At 44.6% G+C, this 17947-nt stretch carries 15 protein-coding genes; 2 read left to right on the top strand and 13 right to left on the bottom strand.

The genetic code is table 11. The features are described 5' to 3' along the window. Window positions 1–20 precede the first annotated feature (20 nt). The 9 genes from hemZ to NBH03_RS01465 form a co-directional block, all read right to left on the bottom strand. Complete coding sequence (hemZ, locus tag NBH03_RS01505) at window positions 21–1475, bottom strand: coproporphyrinogen dehydrogenase HemZ (protein WP_250796356.1); 1455 nt, start codon at window positions 1473–1475, stop codon at window positions 21–23. A gap of 129 nt (window positions 1476–1604) precedes the next feature. Further along, window positions 1605–2234: an MBL fold metallo-hydrolase gene (locus NBH03_RS01500; RefSeq protein ID WP_117528179.1), complete on the bottom strand. Its 630-nt coding sequence runs from the start codon at window positions 2232–2234 to the stop codon at window positions 1605–1607. 18 nt (window positions 2235–2252) lie between these two features. Further along, a complete protein-coding gene (locus NBH03_RS01495; RefSeq protein WP_331476020.1) occupies window positions 2253–4565 on the bottom strand; it encodes a RelA/SpoT family protein in 2313 nt (770 codons plus the stop codon). A 22-nt stretch (window positions 4566–4587) separates the two neighbouring features. Then, entirely contained in the window at window positions 4588–5112 is a 525-nt protein-coding gene (locus NBH03_RS01490; protein ID WP_015514689.1) for an adenine phosphoribosyltransferase, read from the bottom strand. A gap of 105 nt (window positions 5113–5217) precedes the next feature. Then, window positions 5218–7386: a single-stranded-DNA-specific exonuclease RecJ gene (recJ, locus tag NBH03_RS01485; RefSeq protein WP_250796354.1), complete on the bottom strand. Its 2169-nt coding sequence runs from the start codon at window positions 7384–7386 to the stop codon at window positions 5218–5220. Between the two features lie 427 nt (window positions 7387–7813). Next, a complete protein-coding gene (gene secD, locus NBH03_RS01480) occupies window positions 7814–9985 on the bottom strand; it encodes a protein translocase subunit SecD (protein ID WP_250796347.1) in 2172 nt (723 codons plus the stop codon). A gap of 4 nt (window positions 9986–9989) precedes the next feature. Next, the gene (gene scfB / locus NBH03_RS01475; RefSeq protein WP_117538945.1) at window positions 9990–11354 is read right to left on the bottom strand and encodes a thioether cross-link-forming SCIFF peptide maturase; all 1365 of its coding nucleotides are present in this window, start codon (window positions 11352–11354) and stop codon (window positions 9990–9992) included. 178 nt (window positions 11355–11532) lie between these two features. Then, window positions 11533–11676: a six-cysteine ranthipeptide SCIFF gene (gene scfA, locus NBH03_RS01470; RefSeq protein ID WP_015514691.1), complete on the bottom strand. Its 144-nt coding sequence runs from the start codon at window positions 11674–11676 to the stop codon at window positions 11533–11535. Window positions 11677–11876: 200 nt separating this feature from the next. After that, complete coding sequence (locus NBH03_RS01465; protein ID WP_250796339.1) at window positions 11877–12296, bottom strand: TIGR04086 family membrane protein; 420 nt, start codon at window positions 12294–12296, stop codon at window positions 11877–11879. Window positions 12297–12408: 112 nt separating this feature from the next. On the opposite strand from NBH03_RS01465, the gene NBH03_RS01460 reads away from it, so the two are divergent. Then, window positions 12409–13242, top strand: a complete 834-nt coding sequence (locus NBH03_RS01460; protein ID WP_250796337.1) for a PHP domain-containing protein — start codon at window positions 12409–12411, stop codon at window positions 13240–13242. A gap of 20 nt (window positions 13243–13262) precedes the next feature. Here the strand turns inward: NBH03_RS01460 and NBH03_RS01455 are convergent, their stop codons facing one another. From NBH03_RS01455 to NBH03_RS01440, 4 genes are all read right to left on the bottom strand, one after another. Beyond that, on the bottom strand, window positions 13263–14045 hold the full coding sequence (locus NBH03_RS01455; protein WP_227081609.1) for an HAD-IIA family hydrolase: 783 nt from the start codon (window positions 14043–14045) through the stop codon (window positions 13263–13265). A 194-nt stretch (window positions 14046–14239) separates the two neighbouring features. Continuing rightward, entirely contained in the window at window positions 14240–14557 is a 318-nt protein-coding gene (yajC, locus tag NBH03_RS01450; RefSeq protein WP_015514695.1) for a preprotein translocase subunit YajC, read from the bottom strand. A gap of 13 nt (window positions 14558–14570) precedes the next feature. After that, the gene (gene tgt, locus NBH03_RS01445) at window positions 14571–15704 is read right to left on the bottom strand and encodes a tRNA guanosine(34) transglycosylase Tgt (protein WP_015514696.1); all 1134 of its coding nucleotides are present in this window, start codon (window positions 15702–15704) and stop codon (window positions 14571–14573) included. A 179-nt stretch (window positions 15705–15883) separates the two neighbouring features. Continuing rightward, window positions 15884–16108: an HPr family phosphocarrier protein gene (locus tag NBH03_RS01440; RefSeq protein ID WP_015514697.1), complete on the bottom strand. Its 225-nt coding sequence runs from the start codon at window positions 16106–16108 to the stop codon at window positions 15884–15886. Between the two features lie 356 nt (window positions 16109–16464). Here NBH03_RS01440 and aroC point away from each other — a divergent pair, with 356 nt between their 5' ends. Further along, complete coding sequence (gene aroC / locus NBH03_RS01435; RefSeq protein ID WP_117538940.1) at window positions 16465–17568, top strand: chorismate synthase; 1104 nt, start codon at window positions 16465–16467, stop codon at window positions 17566–17568. Window positions 17569–17947 lie beyond the last annotated feature (379 nt).

The raw sequence follows: 17947 nt of genomic DNA, 5'->3' as shown, positions 1-17947 counted from the left end.
ATACCACATCCGCCGCCGAATTAAAAGCTGTTTTCCGATTTTAAAAGAAAATTCTTCTTTCTGTCGATCATTTCATCAATACGCTCAATATAATCTTTGACACTCTTGACATTTTCCACACGTTCAATGCGATGTCCATGCTCATTATGAAAAACAAACTTTGATGATGCACCGGCACCCAGCGCAAGAATTGTCTGCTTCTCCTCCATGATCAGAATATTATAAAGGCCCTCGCAGCCTTTTCTGGCATAACCTACATTCTCAAGATTGCCCGCAATATTTTTCTGACGGTACAAATAGTAAGGTTCTGCCTCTATGGCCAGCGCACCTTCATGGCTGATACCGATCATTCTGTTCACCTCATCAGCTCCCGCAACCGGAAACTGCTCTCTGTTCTGATTCAGGAAAGCCGCGCGCTTCAAAGCCAGGGAATGCACCGTCACACTGTCCGGTGCCAGATCCACAATCGCATCCATGGTCCGCTGCATATGTTCACTTGTCTCCCCAGGTAGCCCTGCGATCAGGTCCATATTGATATTCATAAATCCTGCTTCTCTGGCCATATGAAAGGCCTGCTTCACTTCTTCTGTTGTGTGGCGTCTGCCAATCAGATCCAATGTTTCCTGATTCATCGTCTGCGGATTAATCGAAATACGATCAATATGGTGTTTTCTCAGTACCTTCAGCTTATCCTCCGTAATGCTGTCCGGTCTTCCGGCTTCCACAGTTTTCTCACTGACATGCGCCAGATCAAAATATTGTTCCAGACAGGTCAGAAGATGGTCCATCTGAGCCGCTGAAAGTGATGTCGGTGTGCCGCCGCCCATGTAAAAAGTCAGAAGCTTTTTGTTCCCCATCATAGTGGACGCCGCTTCAATTTCTTTACACAATGCATCCAAATAGTTATCCACCTGCTTTTCCCAGACAGATAACGGATACGATGAAAAAGAACAGTAGGCACAAATTGAAGGACAGAAAGGAATCCCCACATACAAACTGAATGTATGATCATAATCAACATCTTTCAAAACCTTCGCTTCATTCTCCGCTACAATCGCACAAAGCGATGCCTTTTCATCAGAAACAAGATAGGTATCCTTCAGATAGTGAATGGCATCCGCCCTTGACGCACCACTTTCATACATCTCCATGGGCAGTTTCGTTGGTCGAATACCGGTCAGTGTCCCCCATGGCAGCACCATCCCCGTATATTCGGACAAAAGACGATAGACAAGGTTCTTGATATCATTTCTTCCCAAACGATAATCTTCAAAATGACAGTCGCCCTCTTTTTCAAGACTTCTGCCATTATGATCTTTTAATACCAAAGCGGTATGATTTTCTGTATACCGAACATCCAGGCAGACATTCCATTCTTCCCCATTCAATACAATCTTCTCACCATAGAAGAATGCCATCAAAAGGGATCGAATATCATTTTCATAATCTGTTCGGTTCATAGATAATGCAATCATCAAAATCCTCCCATTCCATCTGCATTTAAATTACTGTTCCCAGCCAAAATCAATGACTGAGATAAGGCTGCTGCAAAACCGATATCTATCAGTCCTGCAGCAGCCCTGTCAATCGCTGTTCGCTCTCATCTAAAAAAACGGATTATACTGTTTCTCGTATCCAATACTTGTCACACTGTCATGGCCCGGATATACCTGCACATCATCCGGCAGTACAAACAACTGCTCTTTCACAGAGCGAACAAGCTGTGACATACTTCCTGTCGGAAAATCTGTACGTCCGATAGAACAATGAAACAGCGTATCTCCGCTCATCAAAACCTTCTCTTCTGGGAAATAATAGCAGACACCGCCCTTTGTATGGCCCGGTGTATACAGAACGATCACATCCAGCCCTGCCAGCTTCAGATGCTCTCCGTCCTTCACATAGACATCGGCCTGTGTTGTATAAATCTGTCCGATCGAACCGCTGAGATTCAAGGAGGACTGCTTCAGAACATCCTCTTCTTCTTCATGGGCATAAACCGGAACATTGTATCTTTTCTTCAAATCATTTAATGCCATAATATGATCAAAATGACCATGGGTTAAAAGAATTGCTTTCAGTGTACAGCCGTTTTCCTCGATCACATTGCTGATTCTCAATGCATTATCCGCAGGATCGACAAGGAGTGCCTCTTTGTTCTCTTTGTTGATAATGAGGTAGCAATTCGTCGCAACCATACCGAGTGTCATTGATTTAATCTCTATCTGACCCATTTCTCTGCTCCTTATTCATTAGCCAGTTGTTCTGGCGATATCATAAACGCAGTCCAGACTGCGCAGTTTGTCTATAATCTTATTTAAAGCATACTTGCCGCCAATATCAAAGCTGATATTGATGGTCGCTGTATTATTCTTGCCTGAACGGCTGGACATGGCTGTCACATTAATATCCCTCTCTGAGAATACCTGTGCGATCTGAATCAGCACACCGACGCCGTCATGAACATAAACATTGAGTTCTGCCTTATACAGGCCGCCCTGGCCGTCAGCCGTGCTGTCCTGCCATTCTGCATCAATCAGGCGCTGTCTTTCTATCTCGGATAAATGCAGCATATTGACGCAGTCTGTACGATGAATAGACACACCTCTGCCTCTGGTAATAAAGCCAACGATCTCATCACCCGGTACAGGATTGCAGCATTTTGAGAAACGGACAGCCACATCATCGATGCCTTTGACAATAATGCCGCTCTTGCTGCCTTTCTTATGCGGCTGTACGGCTGCAGACGGTTTCTGCTTCATCTCAGTCATCTGTGTCAGAAGCTGCTTATCTGTCATCTCTTTTCGCTGCTTCTTCTGGTATTCCTCAAGCAGCTTGTTGATAACCTGGCCTTCCTTCAAACCGCCATGACCCACCGCAGCATTGACTGCATCCCAGTCCTTGAAACCATACTTGCGGATAACTTTCTCCATAAATTCCGGTTTCAGCAGATTACTGAGAATAATCTCTTTCGCTTTGCAGTAACGATTCAGCATATCCTTACCGCGGATAATATTCTCTTCCTTGAATTCCGTCTTGAACCACTGATTAATCTTATTCTTGGCCTGCGTACTCTTGACAATATTTAGCCAATCACGGCTTGGTCCCTTGGAATTGGCTGATGTCAGAATCTCAACACGGTCGCCGTTCTTGATCACATAATCAATATTGACCAGCTTGCCGTTGACTCTTGCCCCCACCATCTTATTGCCGACCGCTGAATGAATACTGTAAGCGAAATCAATCGGTGTGGAACCTGTCGGCAGATTCTTGACATCACCTGCCGGTGTAAAACAATAAACACTGTCTGCAAACAGATTCAAGTCGTTCTTCAAAAGACTCATGAATTCCTTATTGTCCGACATATCTGTCTGCCATTCCAGAATCTGACGCAGCCATGTCAGCTTGGCTTCCTCACTGTCCTCTACATTCTTGGCATTCGGATCTTCCTTGTACTTCCAATGGGCTGCGATACCGTATTCAGCTGTTCTGTGCATGTCAAATGTACGAATCTGGATCTCAAAGGGCTGTCCGTTCGGACCGATCAGTGTTGTATGCAGGGACTGATACATATTCTGCTTCGGCATTGCAATATAATCTTTAAAACGACCCGGAATCGGCTTGTACATCTCATGAATAATACCAAGAGCCGCATAACAGTCCTTCACTGTATCCACAATAATACGCACCGCAAACAGATCATAGATCTCATCCAATGTCTTGTCCTGATTGACCATCTTCTTGTAAATGCTAAAGAAATGCTTAACACGGCCATTCACCTGTGCCTTGATACCACTCTGTGCCATATGCTGACTGACTTCTTCCACAATAGCATCTACAAAAGCCTGACGCTCACTGCGCTTCAGATTGATCTGTCTGGCCAGATCATAATACACTTCCGGTTCCAGGTATCTCAATGACAGATCATCCAGCTCAATCTTGATCTTGGAAATACCAAGTCTCTGGGCGATCGGTGCATAAATATCCATGGTCTCTCTGGCCTTTTCCTTCTGCTTGGCCGGTGTCATATACTTCAGTGTACGCATATTGTGCAGACGGTCTGCCAGCTTGATCAGGATAACTCGGATATCCTTCGCCATAGCCAGAAACATCTTACGAAGATTCTCTGCCTGAATCTCCACCTTATCCTTGGAATAGGATAACTGTCCCAGCTTTGTTACACCGGATACGATCAGTGCGATCTCCGCGCTGAATTCTCTCGTGATATCCTCCTCCGTCATGATCGTGTCCTCAACCACATCATGAAGAAGTCCGCCGACAATGGTCTCCTTATCCAGCTCAAGATCCGCCAGGATCAGGGCTACACAGAGCGGATGAATAATATAAGGTTCTCCGGACTTACGCAGCTGCCCCTTGTGCGCATTATTGGCAATATTATATGCCTTCTCGATCATACTGATATCATCTGAAGGATGATATTCCTTCACTTTATTGATCAGGCGCTGATACAGCACCTCCGGTGATTCGAAATCCTGTGTATGAATGAGCTCCTGCTCCTCAAATGGCTCTTCAGTGCCCATTACTTCTTTTTTATCGTCCTTCATATTGCGTCATCCTCTTCTGTCATTATTTACCTTCGTAGATAATCGCTGAATCAATATCATAGCCGCTCAGTCTCTCGCGGCCCTTCAGTCCTGCCAGCTCCATGAGGAAAACAATCTTGACGACTTCTCCGCCAAGTTCTTCCACCATCTTGATAATGGCTTCTGTTGTGCCGCCTGTGGCAATTAAATCATCGATAATAACAACCTTCTGTCCAGGCTGAATTGCATCTTTATGTATCTCAATAGTCGCAGTGCCGTACTCAAGATCATATGTCTGGCTGATCGTTGCTCTCGGCAGCTTGCCTTTCTTTCTGACCGGCACAAAAGCCTTATGCATATTGTAGGCAATGGGTACACCAAAAATAAAGCCTCGGGATTCCGGACCGAGAACAACATCGAAATCAACACCTTCCAACTTCTCCTGCATCTGGTCGATGGCCAAGTGAAGTCCCTCCGCATCCTGCAAAACACTGGTAACATCTCTGAAAATAATTCCCTTCTCCGGGAAATCAGGAATACTTTTGACATATTCTTCTAATTTTTTCATAAGACTCACTGCTCCTTCTATATGAATATTTGTCTTCTCAAATTCATCGCAGCTGCCCGAACCTTGGGCAGTCACGTATAAATTTAATTATAACAATAAATGATTCTATTGAAAAGCCCCGAAATCGACAAAATACGTCCTGTACCACATTGAATCCATCAATTTAGCTGTTTTTCCCGGGATCATTTCATAATGAAGATACGGTCCTGCCGTTTCAACCCGCATAAGTCCCAGTTCTTCAAAGACATACAGTGCCTGCATCAGCATAAATATATGTTTCTCCGCTGAATGTATGCTGTCAAATGGGATATCTTCCATCATAAAACTGCCTTCGGTCTCATTCCCCTGTTTCTTCATCTGCATCTGAAGGAAACGAAAAACCTGACTGCACACTGACTTATCCAGCTTGTCCCTGGCATCACAATACAGCCTGTAATCATCCGTCACATGTCTTAATGCAAAAATATGCTGAAGTTTTTCCAGGTTGTCATCCTGAGCAATCCTGACATCCTTCAGAATCATCTGAGGATACTGTCTGTCCATATAATAATTTATATCCAGATTTCCGGCAATTGATACCTCCATGCCGGCTGTATAGTAATCCGCCATGATGCTTCGGCGAAATCCCACTGTATTCAGACTGCGTCTCCGGTCCATCACCGTCATTCTCAGTGTCGCCCGGTCTGCACCGATTTTTCTGACTTCACCCAGCTGTCCGGAAATTTCCGCCAGAGGCTCCGGCATATCCTGACCAAAAGGTTCCATTCTCTGGATCAATTCAATCAGTTCTATGGTTACTTCTGACGGCTGAAGCTTTAATTCCGGCCGCTGGACAGGTGTCAGCATCTGGCTGTCCATATGCATTTTTGCATATTCATTCAGTCGTCTGGACAATTCCGGTACATTTTCTGCCTTCAATGACATTCCTGCTGCTGCTGCATGCCCTCCGAATTTAATCATCAGATCACTGCACGTACAAAGGGCTTCAAAAAGATTGAATCCGTCTATACTTCTGGCAGAACCTGTTGCCACGCCATTTTCTATAGACAGCAAAATATTCGGCCGATAAAACATATCTTTAATCCGGGATGAAACAATACCAATGACCCCATGATGCCATCCTTCGCCGGCTACCACCATCACCCGGCTGTTTCTGATTGCATCAGATGCCTCGATCCGGTCTGTCACCTGTTTTAAAATCATCTGCTCCGTTTCCTTGCGATGACTGTTCTCCACCTCCAGCTCAGCTGCAATTGCTGCTGCCTCCTCTTCATCTCTCGTCGTAAACAGACGAACGCCTCTTTTGGCATCCCCCATACGCCCACCGGCATTCAGCCTTGGTGCAAGCCCGAAACCGATAAATCCACTGGTTATCTTACGCTTAAAGTCATATCCGGCACTTTCCAGCAATTTGCCAAGCCCCATATTGGCAGGGTGTTTCATCCGCTTAAATCCTTCACTGACAATGATCCGGTTTTCATCATACAATGGTACGATATCTGCCACTGTGCCGACAGCCGCAAGCTCCAGGTATTCTGTAATATCCGTCTGATCATTTCTGTAAGCTTTCAGCCCCTGTACCAGTTTATAGGCCACACCGCATCCCGCCAGATAAAGGAAGGGATAGCTTTCTCCCAGCTGTTTTGCATCCACAACAGCCACAGCCTCCGGCAGCTTCTCCTGGCATTCATGATGATCCGTAATAACCACATCCATCGCCAATGATTTTGCCAACTGACACTCTTTGACAGCAGAAATCCCGGTATCCACTGTCACCATCAGCTTTGTTCCCGTCTCCGCCAGCATGCGCACAGCATTTTCATTCAGCCCATATCCCTCAGTCATGCGGTCCGGCAGATAATAATTCACGTCTGCACCGGCTTTACTCAGGTATAAATATAAAATACTGGTGGCTGTAATACCATCCACATCATAATCTCCGTAAATTGTTATCTTCTCATGGGCATCCATGGCCTGGCTGATCCGGCAGACTGCTGCCTCCATTCCCTTCATCAGGAATGGATCGTACATATTCTTTTCTGAAGGATAAAGAAACCGCTGTGCCTCTTCTTTATTATGCACACCTCTTGCCGCCAGTAACCCTGCAAACACCTCCGGATACCCGGTCTCTGCTGCCAGCTGCTTCACACCGGCACTTTCCTGCTTTATAAACTCCCATCTGTAACTTTCCGGAACCAAAAAAACACCTCTCTTCTGCAGACGGCAATTGCAAAATCCATGTGTCTCGAAAACCATATCTAATCCAAGCTTCATTGTAGGCACGTTCGCACTGCCCGGCACTGGCAGTGGTACTAAGACGCTAAAGAATAGCGTCTAAGGACCAGCCGTACCGGAAGCACCTGCAATGAAGCTTGGATTGGATATGGTTAACCCCAGAAAATTGATTTTGCAATTGCCTGGTCTTCAAATCAAAACTCAATAATCTCTCAATCGCCAGTTTCCTCAAGCACCAAAATAAATATATTATATTAAGGCACCTTATTCCAAACTGTCTTTGTGAAAGGACTTTCTGCACTGCGGCTGTCTTTTCTGCCTCTTCGATATACTTGAACTGCTGATTGGGCAATTCAGTTTTACTTGGTATCATGTATCAAAAAGCAACGCATTGCCCAATCAGCAGTCAATAATCTAATCAGAAAAGACTGCCGCAGTGCAGCAGTCCTTTCATAAAGAAATATATTTATTTTTTCTTGCCTTTCATAACAGCCCAGATCGTACCCGAAATGAATACTGATGAAAATGTACCTGCAATGATACCGGCCATCATCGGCAATGCAAATTCTTTAATAGAAGTTACGCCCATGATGTAGATCAGTAATACCATGATCAATGTTGTCAGAGAAGTATTGATACTTCTGGACAATGTCTGGCTGATACTTGTGTTGACAATTTCTTCTGTTGTTGCCTTCACCATTGTATGTGAGTTTTCACGGATACGGTCATATACAACGATGGTTGCATTGATAGAGTAACCGACGATTGTCAGCATACAAGCAATAAATGTTGTACCTACAGGGATTCTTGCAATTGAGTAAACAGCAAGAACGACCAGTACATCATGGAGCAATGCGATGATTGCACCTGCACCAAACTTGATATCTCTGAATCGAACCCAGATATAGATCATGATAAAGATACCTGCGATAAGGACGGAAAGGATCGCGTTTGTACGCATCTCACCGCTGATTGTACCGCTGATATTCTCTTCAGTGATATCAGACTGTTCAAGAGCGTACTTCTCCATTAAGGCGTCCTTAACAGCTGCACGGTGCTCAGGATCAAGAACAGGCGTCTTGATAACGATTTCAGGTGAACCGGATACATTCTGGAACTGAATATCAGTTGTACCTGCTTCACTTTCAAAGAGTTTTCTCAGATCATCTTCATCAGAGCCAGGGACTTCAAGATAATCCTTGAAATTGACAGTCATGGCTGTACCGCCTGTAAAGTCCAGACTGTAATTCAGCGCTTTATTGCCTGCAGAAGCATGAACACCCATGCTGACGAAACCTGCACAGATACAGATCACGGCGATCACATAAGTGATCTTCTTCATGCCGCAGAAGTTCTTAACCTTTGCTTCCTTCTGCTTACCATAGAATTTGGCATCTTTAAAACCAATACCATATAATGCCATCAGCACAAATCGTGTAATAACGAGGGCTGTAAACATAGAAAGCACAATACCAAGGGCCAGTGTAATGGCGAAACCTTTGATTGTACCTGTACCTTTGAGATACAGAACTGCTGCTGCAATTAATGTTGTGATATTACCATCGATAACGGCTGAAAGTGCCTTGCCGAAACCAATCTTGATGGCTTCACGCACATTCTTGCCTGCTGCGATTTCTTCTCTAATTCGCGTAAAGATAATGACATTGGCATCCACCGCCATACCGACGGAAAGGATGATACCGGCGATACCAGGCAGTGTCAGTGTCACATCCAGACCATTTAGGAAGCAGAGCATTGCTGCCACGTAAAGAAGCAGTGCAAGGGCTGCAGCCACACCAGGGATCCAATACACGACGATCATAAACAACATAACGATCGCAAGACCGATGGCACCTGCCATCAAACTTGTCTTAACTGCTTCATCACCTAACTTGGCGCTGACAACTTTGGAACTGATTTCATTCAGCTGGAGCTTCAGAACACCGGCACGAATAGTTGTGGCCAGAGAATTCACATCATCATAAGTAAAATTGCCTTCGATGACACACTGACCATTTGTAATCGCCTGATTAACAGTAGGGTAACTGATAATCTTGCCGTCATAGATGATGTAGATCGGTTTGCCGATATTTCTTGCTGTTGCTTCTGCAAAAGCTTTGGCGCCATCATCTGTAAACATCAGAGAAACCACGTACTGTGTGTTGCCATAGCTGTCTTTCTGGGATGTAGCCTGAGCACTCTTGATGCCTTCGCCGCCCACAACTTCACAGTAACCATCTAATACTTCCTTGCCTGTTGCCGCATCGGACTTTGCTTCACAGAAACTGATAGAACCAGGGTTGCCCAGTTCAGAGAGAATCTTCTCTGCATCATAAACACCAGGAATATCAACGTTGACACGGTTTGTGCCTTCCTGATAAACTTCTGCTTCTGTACTCCATGCCTCTACTCTCTGCTGAAGCTTGTAAACGGTATCGTTCATATCTTCAGAGGATGGATTGTCTTCGTCTGCTTCGTAGGTGATGTTGACACCACCTGCAAGGTCAAGACCAAGCTTAATGTTTTTGGCTGTACCGATATGATCCTTGCCATATCCGTATGCAGATACATAACCGCAGGCTGCGATCATCAGAACAACCACGATCAGCACAAGCCAGCTTTTCTTCTTACTCTTCATGCCTTTATTCTCCTTCTTCATCTGCCGCAGCAGCTTTAATCATAATTGCACATTCCACTCTCTTACGCATCAGTTCACATCCCACATCATACGCATCTGTGATCGAATGGTGGAAATTCCATGAGTTGGCAGCACAACCGCCGCTACAGTAGAATTTTGCGAAACAATTCGTGCATTTATCCTTGGCATAAATATTGCAAAGCTTGAATTCGTCGCGAATATCTGTCTTGACAACACCATCCCAGACATTACCCATCAGGAATTCATCCTGACCGACAAACTGGTGACATGGATATAAATCACCCCATGGTGTCACAGCAAGATATTCTGTACCCGAACCACATCCTGACAAACGTTTGGCAACGCATGGACCGCCTTCCAGATCGATCATAAAATGGAAGAAATTGAAATGTTTGCCTGCACGGTCTCTCTTCACGATTTCCTTCGCCAGCAGATCATACTGCTCACAAAGTTCCGGAAGATCTTCCTCCTGGATCGCATATGGCTCAGATGCAGGTGCAACAACAGGCTCAACAGAAATCTGCTTAAATCCTTTATCCGCAAGGCTCAGCACGTCTGCCGCAAAATCTTTATTGAAATGCGTAAATGTACCTCTGACATAATAATTCGTCTGATGTCTGCTCTCGGCAAACTTCTCGAACTTCGGCATGATCAGATCATAGCTGCCGCTGCCGTTGCGGAACGGACGCATATTGTCATGGACTTCCTTACGTCCATCCACACTCAGAACAACATTCGCCATTTCTTTATTGCAGAATTCCATGATCTCATCATTCAGCAGGACACCATTCGTCGTCAGTGTGAATCTAAAATTCTTGTCATGAATCTTCTCCTGCTCACGGCCATACTCAACGAGACGTTTAACCACATCCCAGTTCATCAAAGGCTCGCCGCCGAAGAAATCCACTTCCAGATTCCGCCTGTTGCCTGAATTGGCGATCAGGAAATCCAGTGCCTGCTTGCCGACTTCATAGCTCATGATAGCACGTCGGCCGTGATACTCGCCTTCTTCTGCAAAACAATAGCGACAGGCAAGATTACAGTCATGGGCGATATGCAGACATAACGCTTTGACAACTGTCTTTCTCTTCTTAAAATCAATAATATAATCTTTATAAATATCTTCTGTAAAAAGACTTTCTTCTTTAATTAAAGTCTCAATCTCTTCAAATGCTTCTTCCATATCTTCCTTTGGATACTTGGACGCAAGCATATCCATAATCTCGGACTTCTCATGGCCTTCATATAACTCAATAATATCATAAACAACATCGTCAACCACATGAATGGCACCGCTGTTGATATCCATGACTATATTGTAACCATTACTCTTATACTGGTGAATCACTTACATTCTCCTAACTCTCTTATTCTACTTTATAACTTTGCAGCTACTCGGAATCAGCTGTCATAAATTCCTGACCCCGAATAGTCAAAACATTCCTTCAACATGAACAAGCAGCGATTTAGAAAACCCTAAACCGCTGCTCATAATATTGGCTGAATCAATCAGCAATCAGGTCTGATTATTTGTTGTTCTCGCAGCTCTGATTACCTACTGTACAGGAAGTCTTGCATGCAGACTGACATGAAGTCTGGCACTCGCCGCATCCGCCTTTGACCATGCTCTGTTTCATAGATCTGGTGTTCAATGATTTGATACGTTTCATTATGTACTCCTCCTTCAATTATGAACTTGAAATATTATAACATACTCATTTGCATTTTTAAAGCTCTTTTTAAAAAGATACGTGCATTATATGAAATAATTTCTATTTTTTTACTAAATCCAACCCATTCTCTGTGTAAAACAACGATTTTTCTTTCTGCATTCCAACAAAAAAACTGCCGGACCTTTTTCAAAAGCCGCTTATCCAAGCATTCCTCCCAACATCCCGCTGCCAAGGCAAAGCAACACAAAAGGCAGACAGAACTGCCACCCGGCGGCAGCCATACATCCGGATACCACTGAAATCAGGCAGAGTGTGACATAATATATAGCTCCCAGCGCCAGCCCCCACAGAAAGCGTCTGTATCCGATCCGATGACCGGCATAAATACCGCCGATCAAAACCGCCAATACAACCACCACGTACACCGAAACACGGATTCTGTTCTGACCCTCACCCACTGCATAGAAAATCAATGACGCCAGCACCATGCCCACGGCCGAAATCATCACACTGATCAGCCATGCAGCTGCCATCACACGCACAATCCCCAGCCCACCGGACACCGCACTCAACTTCTTATCCATCCCAAAATCATTCCTCAGTACAACATGATCCATAAAATATATGCCCCATATCCACCAAAAAGACATCTGGCTTTTTATCCATAAATGTCTTACAATAGAACAGACATCATAAATATATCTCTATATCAACTTGAAAGGAGAACTTATGGATAGAATCGATTTGCACACTCACTCTACGGCTTCTGACGGCAGTATGACGCCTTCAGAGCTTGTTCACCATGCCGAGTCATGCGGTCTGCGTGCAGTTGCTTTAACGGACCACGATACCACTGTGGGGCTTACCGAGGCTCAACAGGCAGCCAATGAAATCGGCATTGAACTTGTTCACGGCGTTGAACTGGCTACCTGGCTGGACAAGACCGAATTTCATATTGTCGGCCTTGATATTAATGAAAATAATCCGCATTTCCAAACCGCCATGGCACGCATGCAGCAGATCCGGGAAGACCGCAACAATCAGATGGTTGCCCGTATGCAGGCTGCCGGTGTGGATATCACCCTTGAGAAACTTCACGCCAAAGAAGGCATCGGTGTTTTGACCCGTGCCAACTTTGCCGGTTATCTATTGTCTGTTGGTTTTGTCAAAAGCATCAAAGAAGCCTTTGACCGATATCTTGGTGACGGGAAGCCATTTTATATTCCCCGCACCAAAACTTCTCCGAAAGAAGCCATCGAACTCATCAAACAGGCTGACGGAATCCCTGTTCTCGCCCATCCGATGCTCTATAAGCTCGGCAAAAACACCCTTGAGAAATATGTCAAGATGATGACCGACTGGGGACTGGAAGCCATGGAAGTCTACTACTCCACCAATACCCCTTCCGACGACCTTTATCTCAGCCATCTGGCTAACCATTATCACCTCAAGTATTCCGGCGGTTCAGATTTTCACGGTACTTATAAACCGCATATCCAGATTGGTACCGGCAAAGGCCGTCTCGTCGTTCCTTATGATATTCTTGAAAAGCTGAGAGCCTGACCCAATACATCTGCAGCTGTTTAGTCGCCTAAAGCAGCAATGTCGCCAATGCCGTTGCATACCAATCTCGGTCTATACGGAAATTCCTCGATCATCCCCGGTGCTGTTACCCCTGACAGTACCAACACCGTATCCAGACCGGATTCGATACCCGCAACAATATCTGTATCCATACGATCTCCGATGATGGCTGCATCCTCTGAATGCACTCCAAGGATCCTGAGTCCCGTACGCATCATCAGGGCATTCGGTTTGCCCACATAATAAGCCTGTTTGCCTGTTGCCAGTTCAATCGGTGCCATTAATGCTCTGCAGGCCGGAACAATGCCGCCTTCCACAGGACCGGTCAGATCATAATTTGTACCGATCAGGCGGGCACCGTCATTGACAAATTTCGTTGCTTTAACAATATGATCATAGCAATAATTATCCGCTTCACCGATGATCACATAATCCGGATGGATCTCATTAACTGTAATGCCGGCATCATACAGGGCATTCTGAAGCCCATGTTCCCCCACCGCATAAGCGGTTGCCTCCGGCGTCTGCGTTGATATAAATGCAGCGGTTGCCAGCGCACTTGTATAAAAATGGCTTTGATCCACATCAAGTCCCATCCACTCCAGCTTCTTCTGAAGTTCCTTTGGTGTATAACGGCTGGAATTTGTCAGAAAAAGAAATTCCTTTTCCTCACGATACAGCCATTCTACAAACTCCTTCGCTCCCGGGAGCAGACGATTGCCATGATAGATCACACCATCCATATCAATAATAAAACCTTTTTTTGCTCTTAATTGTTCCATTTGAACCTCCTTCTCACCGGCCCATTCTCTGCCGGCCGCTCAATTTTTTATCAATTATCTCCGTTCTTATTATAAACTATATAAGGTACCTTACTATCAGTTTTTAATAAATTTTATGTAAAATATAACTAAAAAAGGTGTGGAAACCGATTTATAATCTCCACACCTTTGTACAATCCTTTGTAATGATTCAATTATTCTTCGTCATTAGCCTTCTCAACGCTGACAATCGCTTCTTTCTGCATTGGGATACGGCAATGTCTGTCACTGCCGAACTCAACGATAACAACATCTTCCGCGATGTCGATAACAACACCATAGAAACCGCTTGTTGTCAGAATACTGTCACCAACTGCAAGATTTGCGATCATTGCATCCATTGTCTTCTGACGTTTCTTCTGAGGACGTACAGAAAGGAAATACATTAAAACTGCAAAAACTGCAATATAAGCGATCAAAACAAAAATACCGCTTTTGCCTGCGCCTGTTAAAACTACTGGTGAAAAATTCATTAGATGTTCCTCCTTAATCTTCTTTACTTAAAAAGCCTTCCAATTTAGACTTCTTAAATTCGCTGTATCTGTGTTCCCTGATAGCAAGACGAATCTCTTCCATCAGATGATTATAAAAATACAGATTATGCAATACACACAAACGCATACCCAACATTTCCTTTGCCTTAAGCAGATGGCGGATATAAGCTCTTGTGTAATTGCGACAAGCCGGACACTGACATCCCTCTTCAATCGGTCTGTCATCCAGTTCGAACTTCGCATTAAAAAGATTCAGCTTGCCATGGTTGGTATAAACATGTCCATGACGTCCGTTTCTTGACGGATAAACACAGTCAAAGAAATCAATACCTCTGTCCACACCTTCCAGAATGTTGGCCGGTGTTCCTACCCCCATCAGGTAGGTCGGCTTATTCTGAGGCAGTTCAGGAACAACCTCATCCAGAATGCGATACATTTCTTCATGTGTCTCGCCAACTGCAAGGCCGCCGATTGCATAACCGTCCAGATCCATATCACGGATCGTGCGAGCATGGTTCACACGGATATCTGCATAAGTTCCGCCCTGATTAATACCAAAAAGCAGCTGATGCGGATTCACTGTTCCCTCTGCATCATTCAGCTCCTGCATCTTCTTCTTGCATCGCTCCAACCATCGGGTTGTACGGTTAACTGAGTTGATCATATACTCTCTTGTAGCTGGATACGGCGCACACTCATCAAACGCCATGGCTATGGTTGAACCAAGGTTCGACTGAATCTGCATACTCTCCTCCGGCCCCATAAAAATCTTATGACCATCAATATGTGACTGGAAATAAACGCCCTCTTCCTTGATCTTGCGGAGTCCTTTCAGAGAGAATACCTGAAAGCCGCCGGAATCCGTAAGAATCGGTCTGTCCCAGTTCATAAACTTGTGCAGGCCGCCAAGCTGTTTCACAATCTGGTCTCCCGGACGAACATGAAGATGATAGGTATTGGATAATTCCACTTGTGTACCGATCTCCTTCAGATCCGTTGTCGCTACCGCGCCTTTGATAGCTGCGATCGTACCGACATTCATAAAAACAGGTGTCTCAATGACACCATGTACGGTTTCCATATGTGCGCTCTTTGCTCTGCCGTCTGTTGCAACGATTTGATACATACACTCACCTGTTATCTTAATTATAATAGAACAATCAACATACATTCGCATATTGATAAAAAAGCGTTATATCTAGTATAACTGTAAATGATTTATTTATCAACAAAAAAATGCATAAAACAGAAAAAAACTGCCGCCCCAGGCAGCAGTTTCTTTTCAAACATCCACGCTTCGATAAATTATGCCGCATATTTTGCCAGAACTGTATTGAATCCGGCGTTTTCTCCGCTGTAGCAGACTCTGAGCTTGCTTCTCAGATCCAGGCTGAGAATACCAAGCAGGGATTTGGCATCCAATGCAATTCTGTTAAAATAGACATCAATATCAAAATCACATTCAGAAGCAGCTTTCACAAATTCTTTTGCTGCTTCCACATTATTTAATACAATATTCTTCTCGTTCATTTAAGCGACCTCCTTGGATTGGAATATTTTTATCATACATCAACCTGAATGTCAAATTTCCAATTCACATTTCACTCGAAAGCTTTTGTCTATTATGTATTATTAATGTCTGATTTCAACGATAATTCATAGCATAATTTCCATTACTTTGTGAACATTTTGTGGAAACGTTTCCAGTCATTTCGCATGCTAGGCAAAATCATCCATAACTTCTCGTTTAATTTTCATAAAATTTCGGTCAACTTTTTTGCTTTACCTTGCGAATTCCAATGTTTTCTATTATAATGAATGCCATACGACTTCAGTATCCATGCGTTTTCTTTCATTATGTATGCAATCAGGAGGTTTAAATATACATGGCTGGATCAACATTTGGTAATCAATTCAAAATCACAACATGGGGCGAATCTCACGGCAAAGCTGTGGGTGTTGTTATTGACGGCTGCCCCGCCGGGCTTGCACTCACTGAGTCCGATATTCAATATTACCTGAATCTGCGCAAACCCGGACAGTCCCGTTATACAACACCACGAAAGGAAGAGGATGCCGTTGAGATCATGTCAGGAATTTTTGAAGGCAGAACAACAGGCACGCCTATCTCTCTCATTGTTTACAACAAAAATGCACGTTCTTCCGACTATTCGGATATTGCCCGATACTATCGTCCCGGACATGCAGACTACACCTTTGATGCCAAGTACGGTTTCAGAGATTACCGCGGCGGCGGACGTTCATCGGCCCGTGAGACCATCGGCCGTGTCGCAGCCGGTGCTGTTGCCATGAAGCTGCTTGAAGCATGCGGTGTCAAAATCTGTGCTTACTCAAAGGCCATCGGACCTGTCTCCATCAATCCGGCACATTTCAATGCAGAAGATATTTTCAATAATCCTGTTTATATGCCGGATATGCAGGCTGCCGCAGAGGCTGAAGCATTTATCGCAGCACAGATGGAGAAACAGGACTCCTGCGGCGGTATCATCGAATGCCGCATTCAGGGAATGCCTGCCGGTATCGGCGATCCTGTTTTTGAGAAACTGAATGCGAACCTGGCCAAAGCCATCTGTTCCATCGGTGCTGTCAAAGGCTTTGAAATCGGAGACGGATTTTCAGCTGCCAGGTCTCAGGGTTCTGTCAACAATGATGCATTTACTACCGATGCAGCCGGTCATATCACCAAGGCCACCAATCACGCCGGCGGCATTCTGGGCGGCATGAGCGATAGTTCCGAAATCATTTTCCGGGCTGCCATCAAACCGACACCTTCCATTTCCCGGACACAACATACCGTTACCCGTGAGGGGGAACCGATCGATATACAGATCAAAGGCCGTCACGACCCGATCATTGTTCCAAGGGCTGTTGTTGTTGTCCAGTCCATGGCCGCTCTGGTTCTTATCGACGCACTGATGCAGAATATGACTGCCCGGGTTGACTATCTGAGGGATTTCTATAAAAATTGATTTTTTTAGTTAGATTTTCCCGACTGCATCCTGATGAATAACACAATACCTGCATTGCGAAACTTCAAAGTCTAAAAAAAGATGAACCAATTAGCAGCTTCAAAAACAGGTGCTTCGATCATGGCCGGTCCTTAGGCGGCGTTTGTTGCCGCCTTATGTACCGCTGCCAATGATCGGCAATGCAAATGTGCCTGTTTTGAAACTGCTAATTGGTTCATCTCGTTTTAACCTGGAAAGTTTCGCCCGTTATTCTGAATCTACAAAGACTAACGCTTTTTGTTTAGGAATTATTCTCTGTAATGTTTCTCGTTCTTTTGATTATTTGATATATCCATATTATCCTGCCTATACGAGCTAATGTTATCATTTTGTTATCGGC

The sequence above is a fragment of the Coprococcus intestinalis genome (assembly GCF_023656595.1).
GTDB lineage: Bacteria > Bacillota > Clostridia > Lachnospirales > Lachnospiraceae > Coprococcus_A > Coprococcus_A intestinihominis.
The sequence above is the reverse complement of the archived record's forward strand: the minus strand, read 5'-3'. Positions and strand labels throughout refer to the sequence as shown.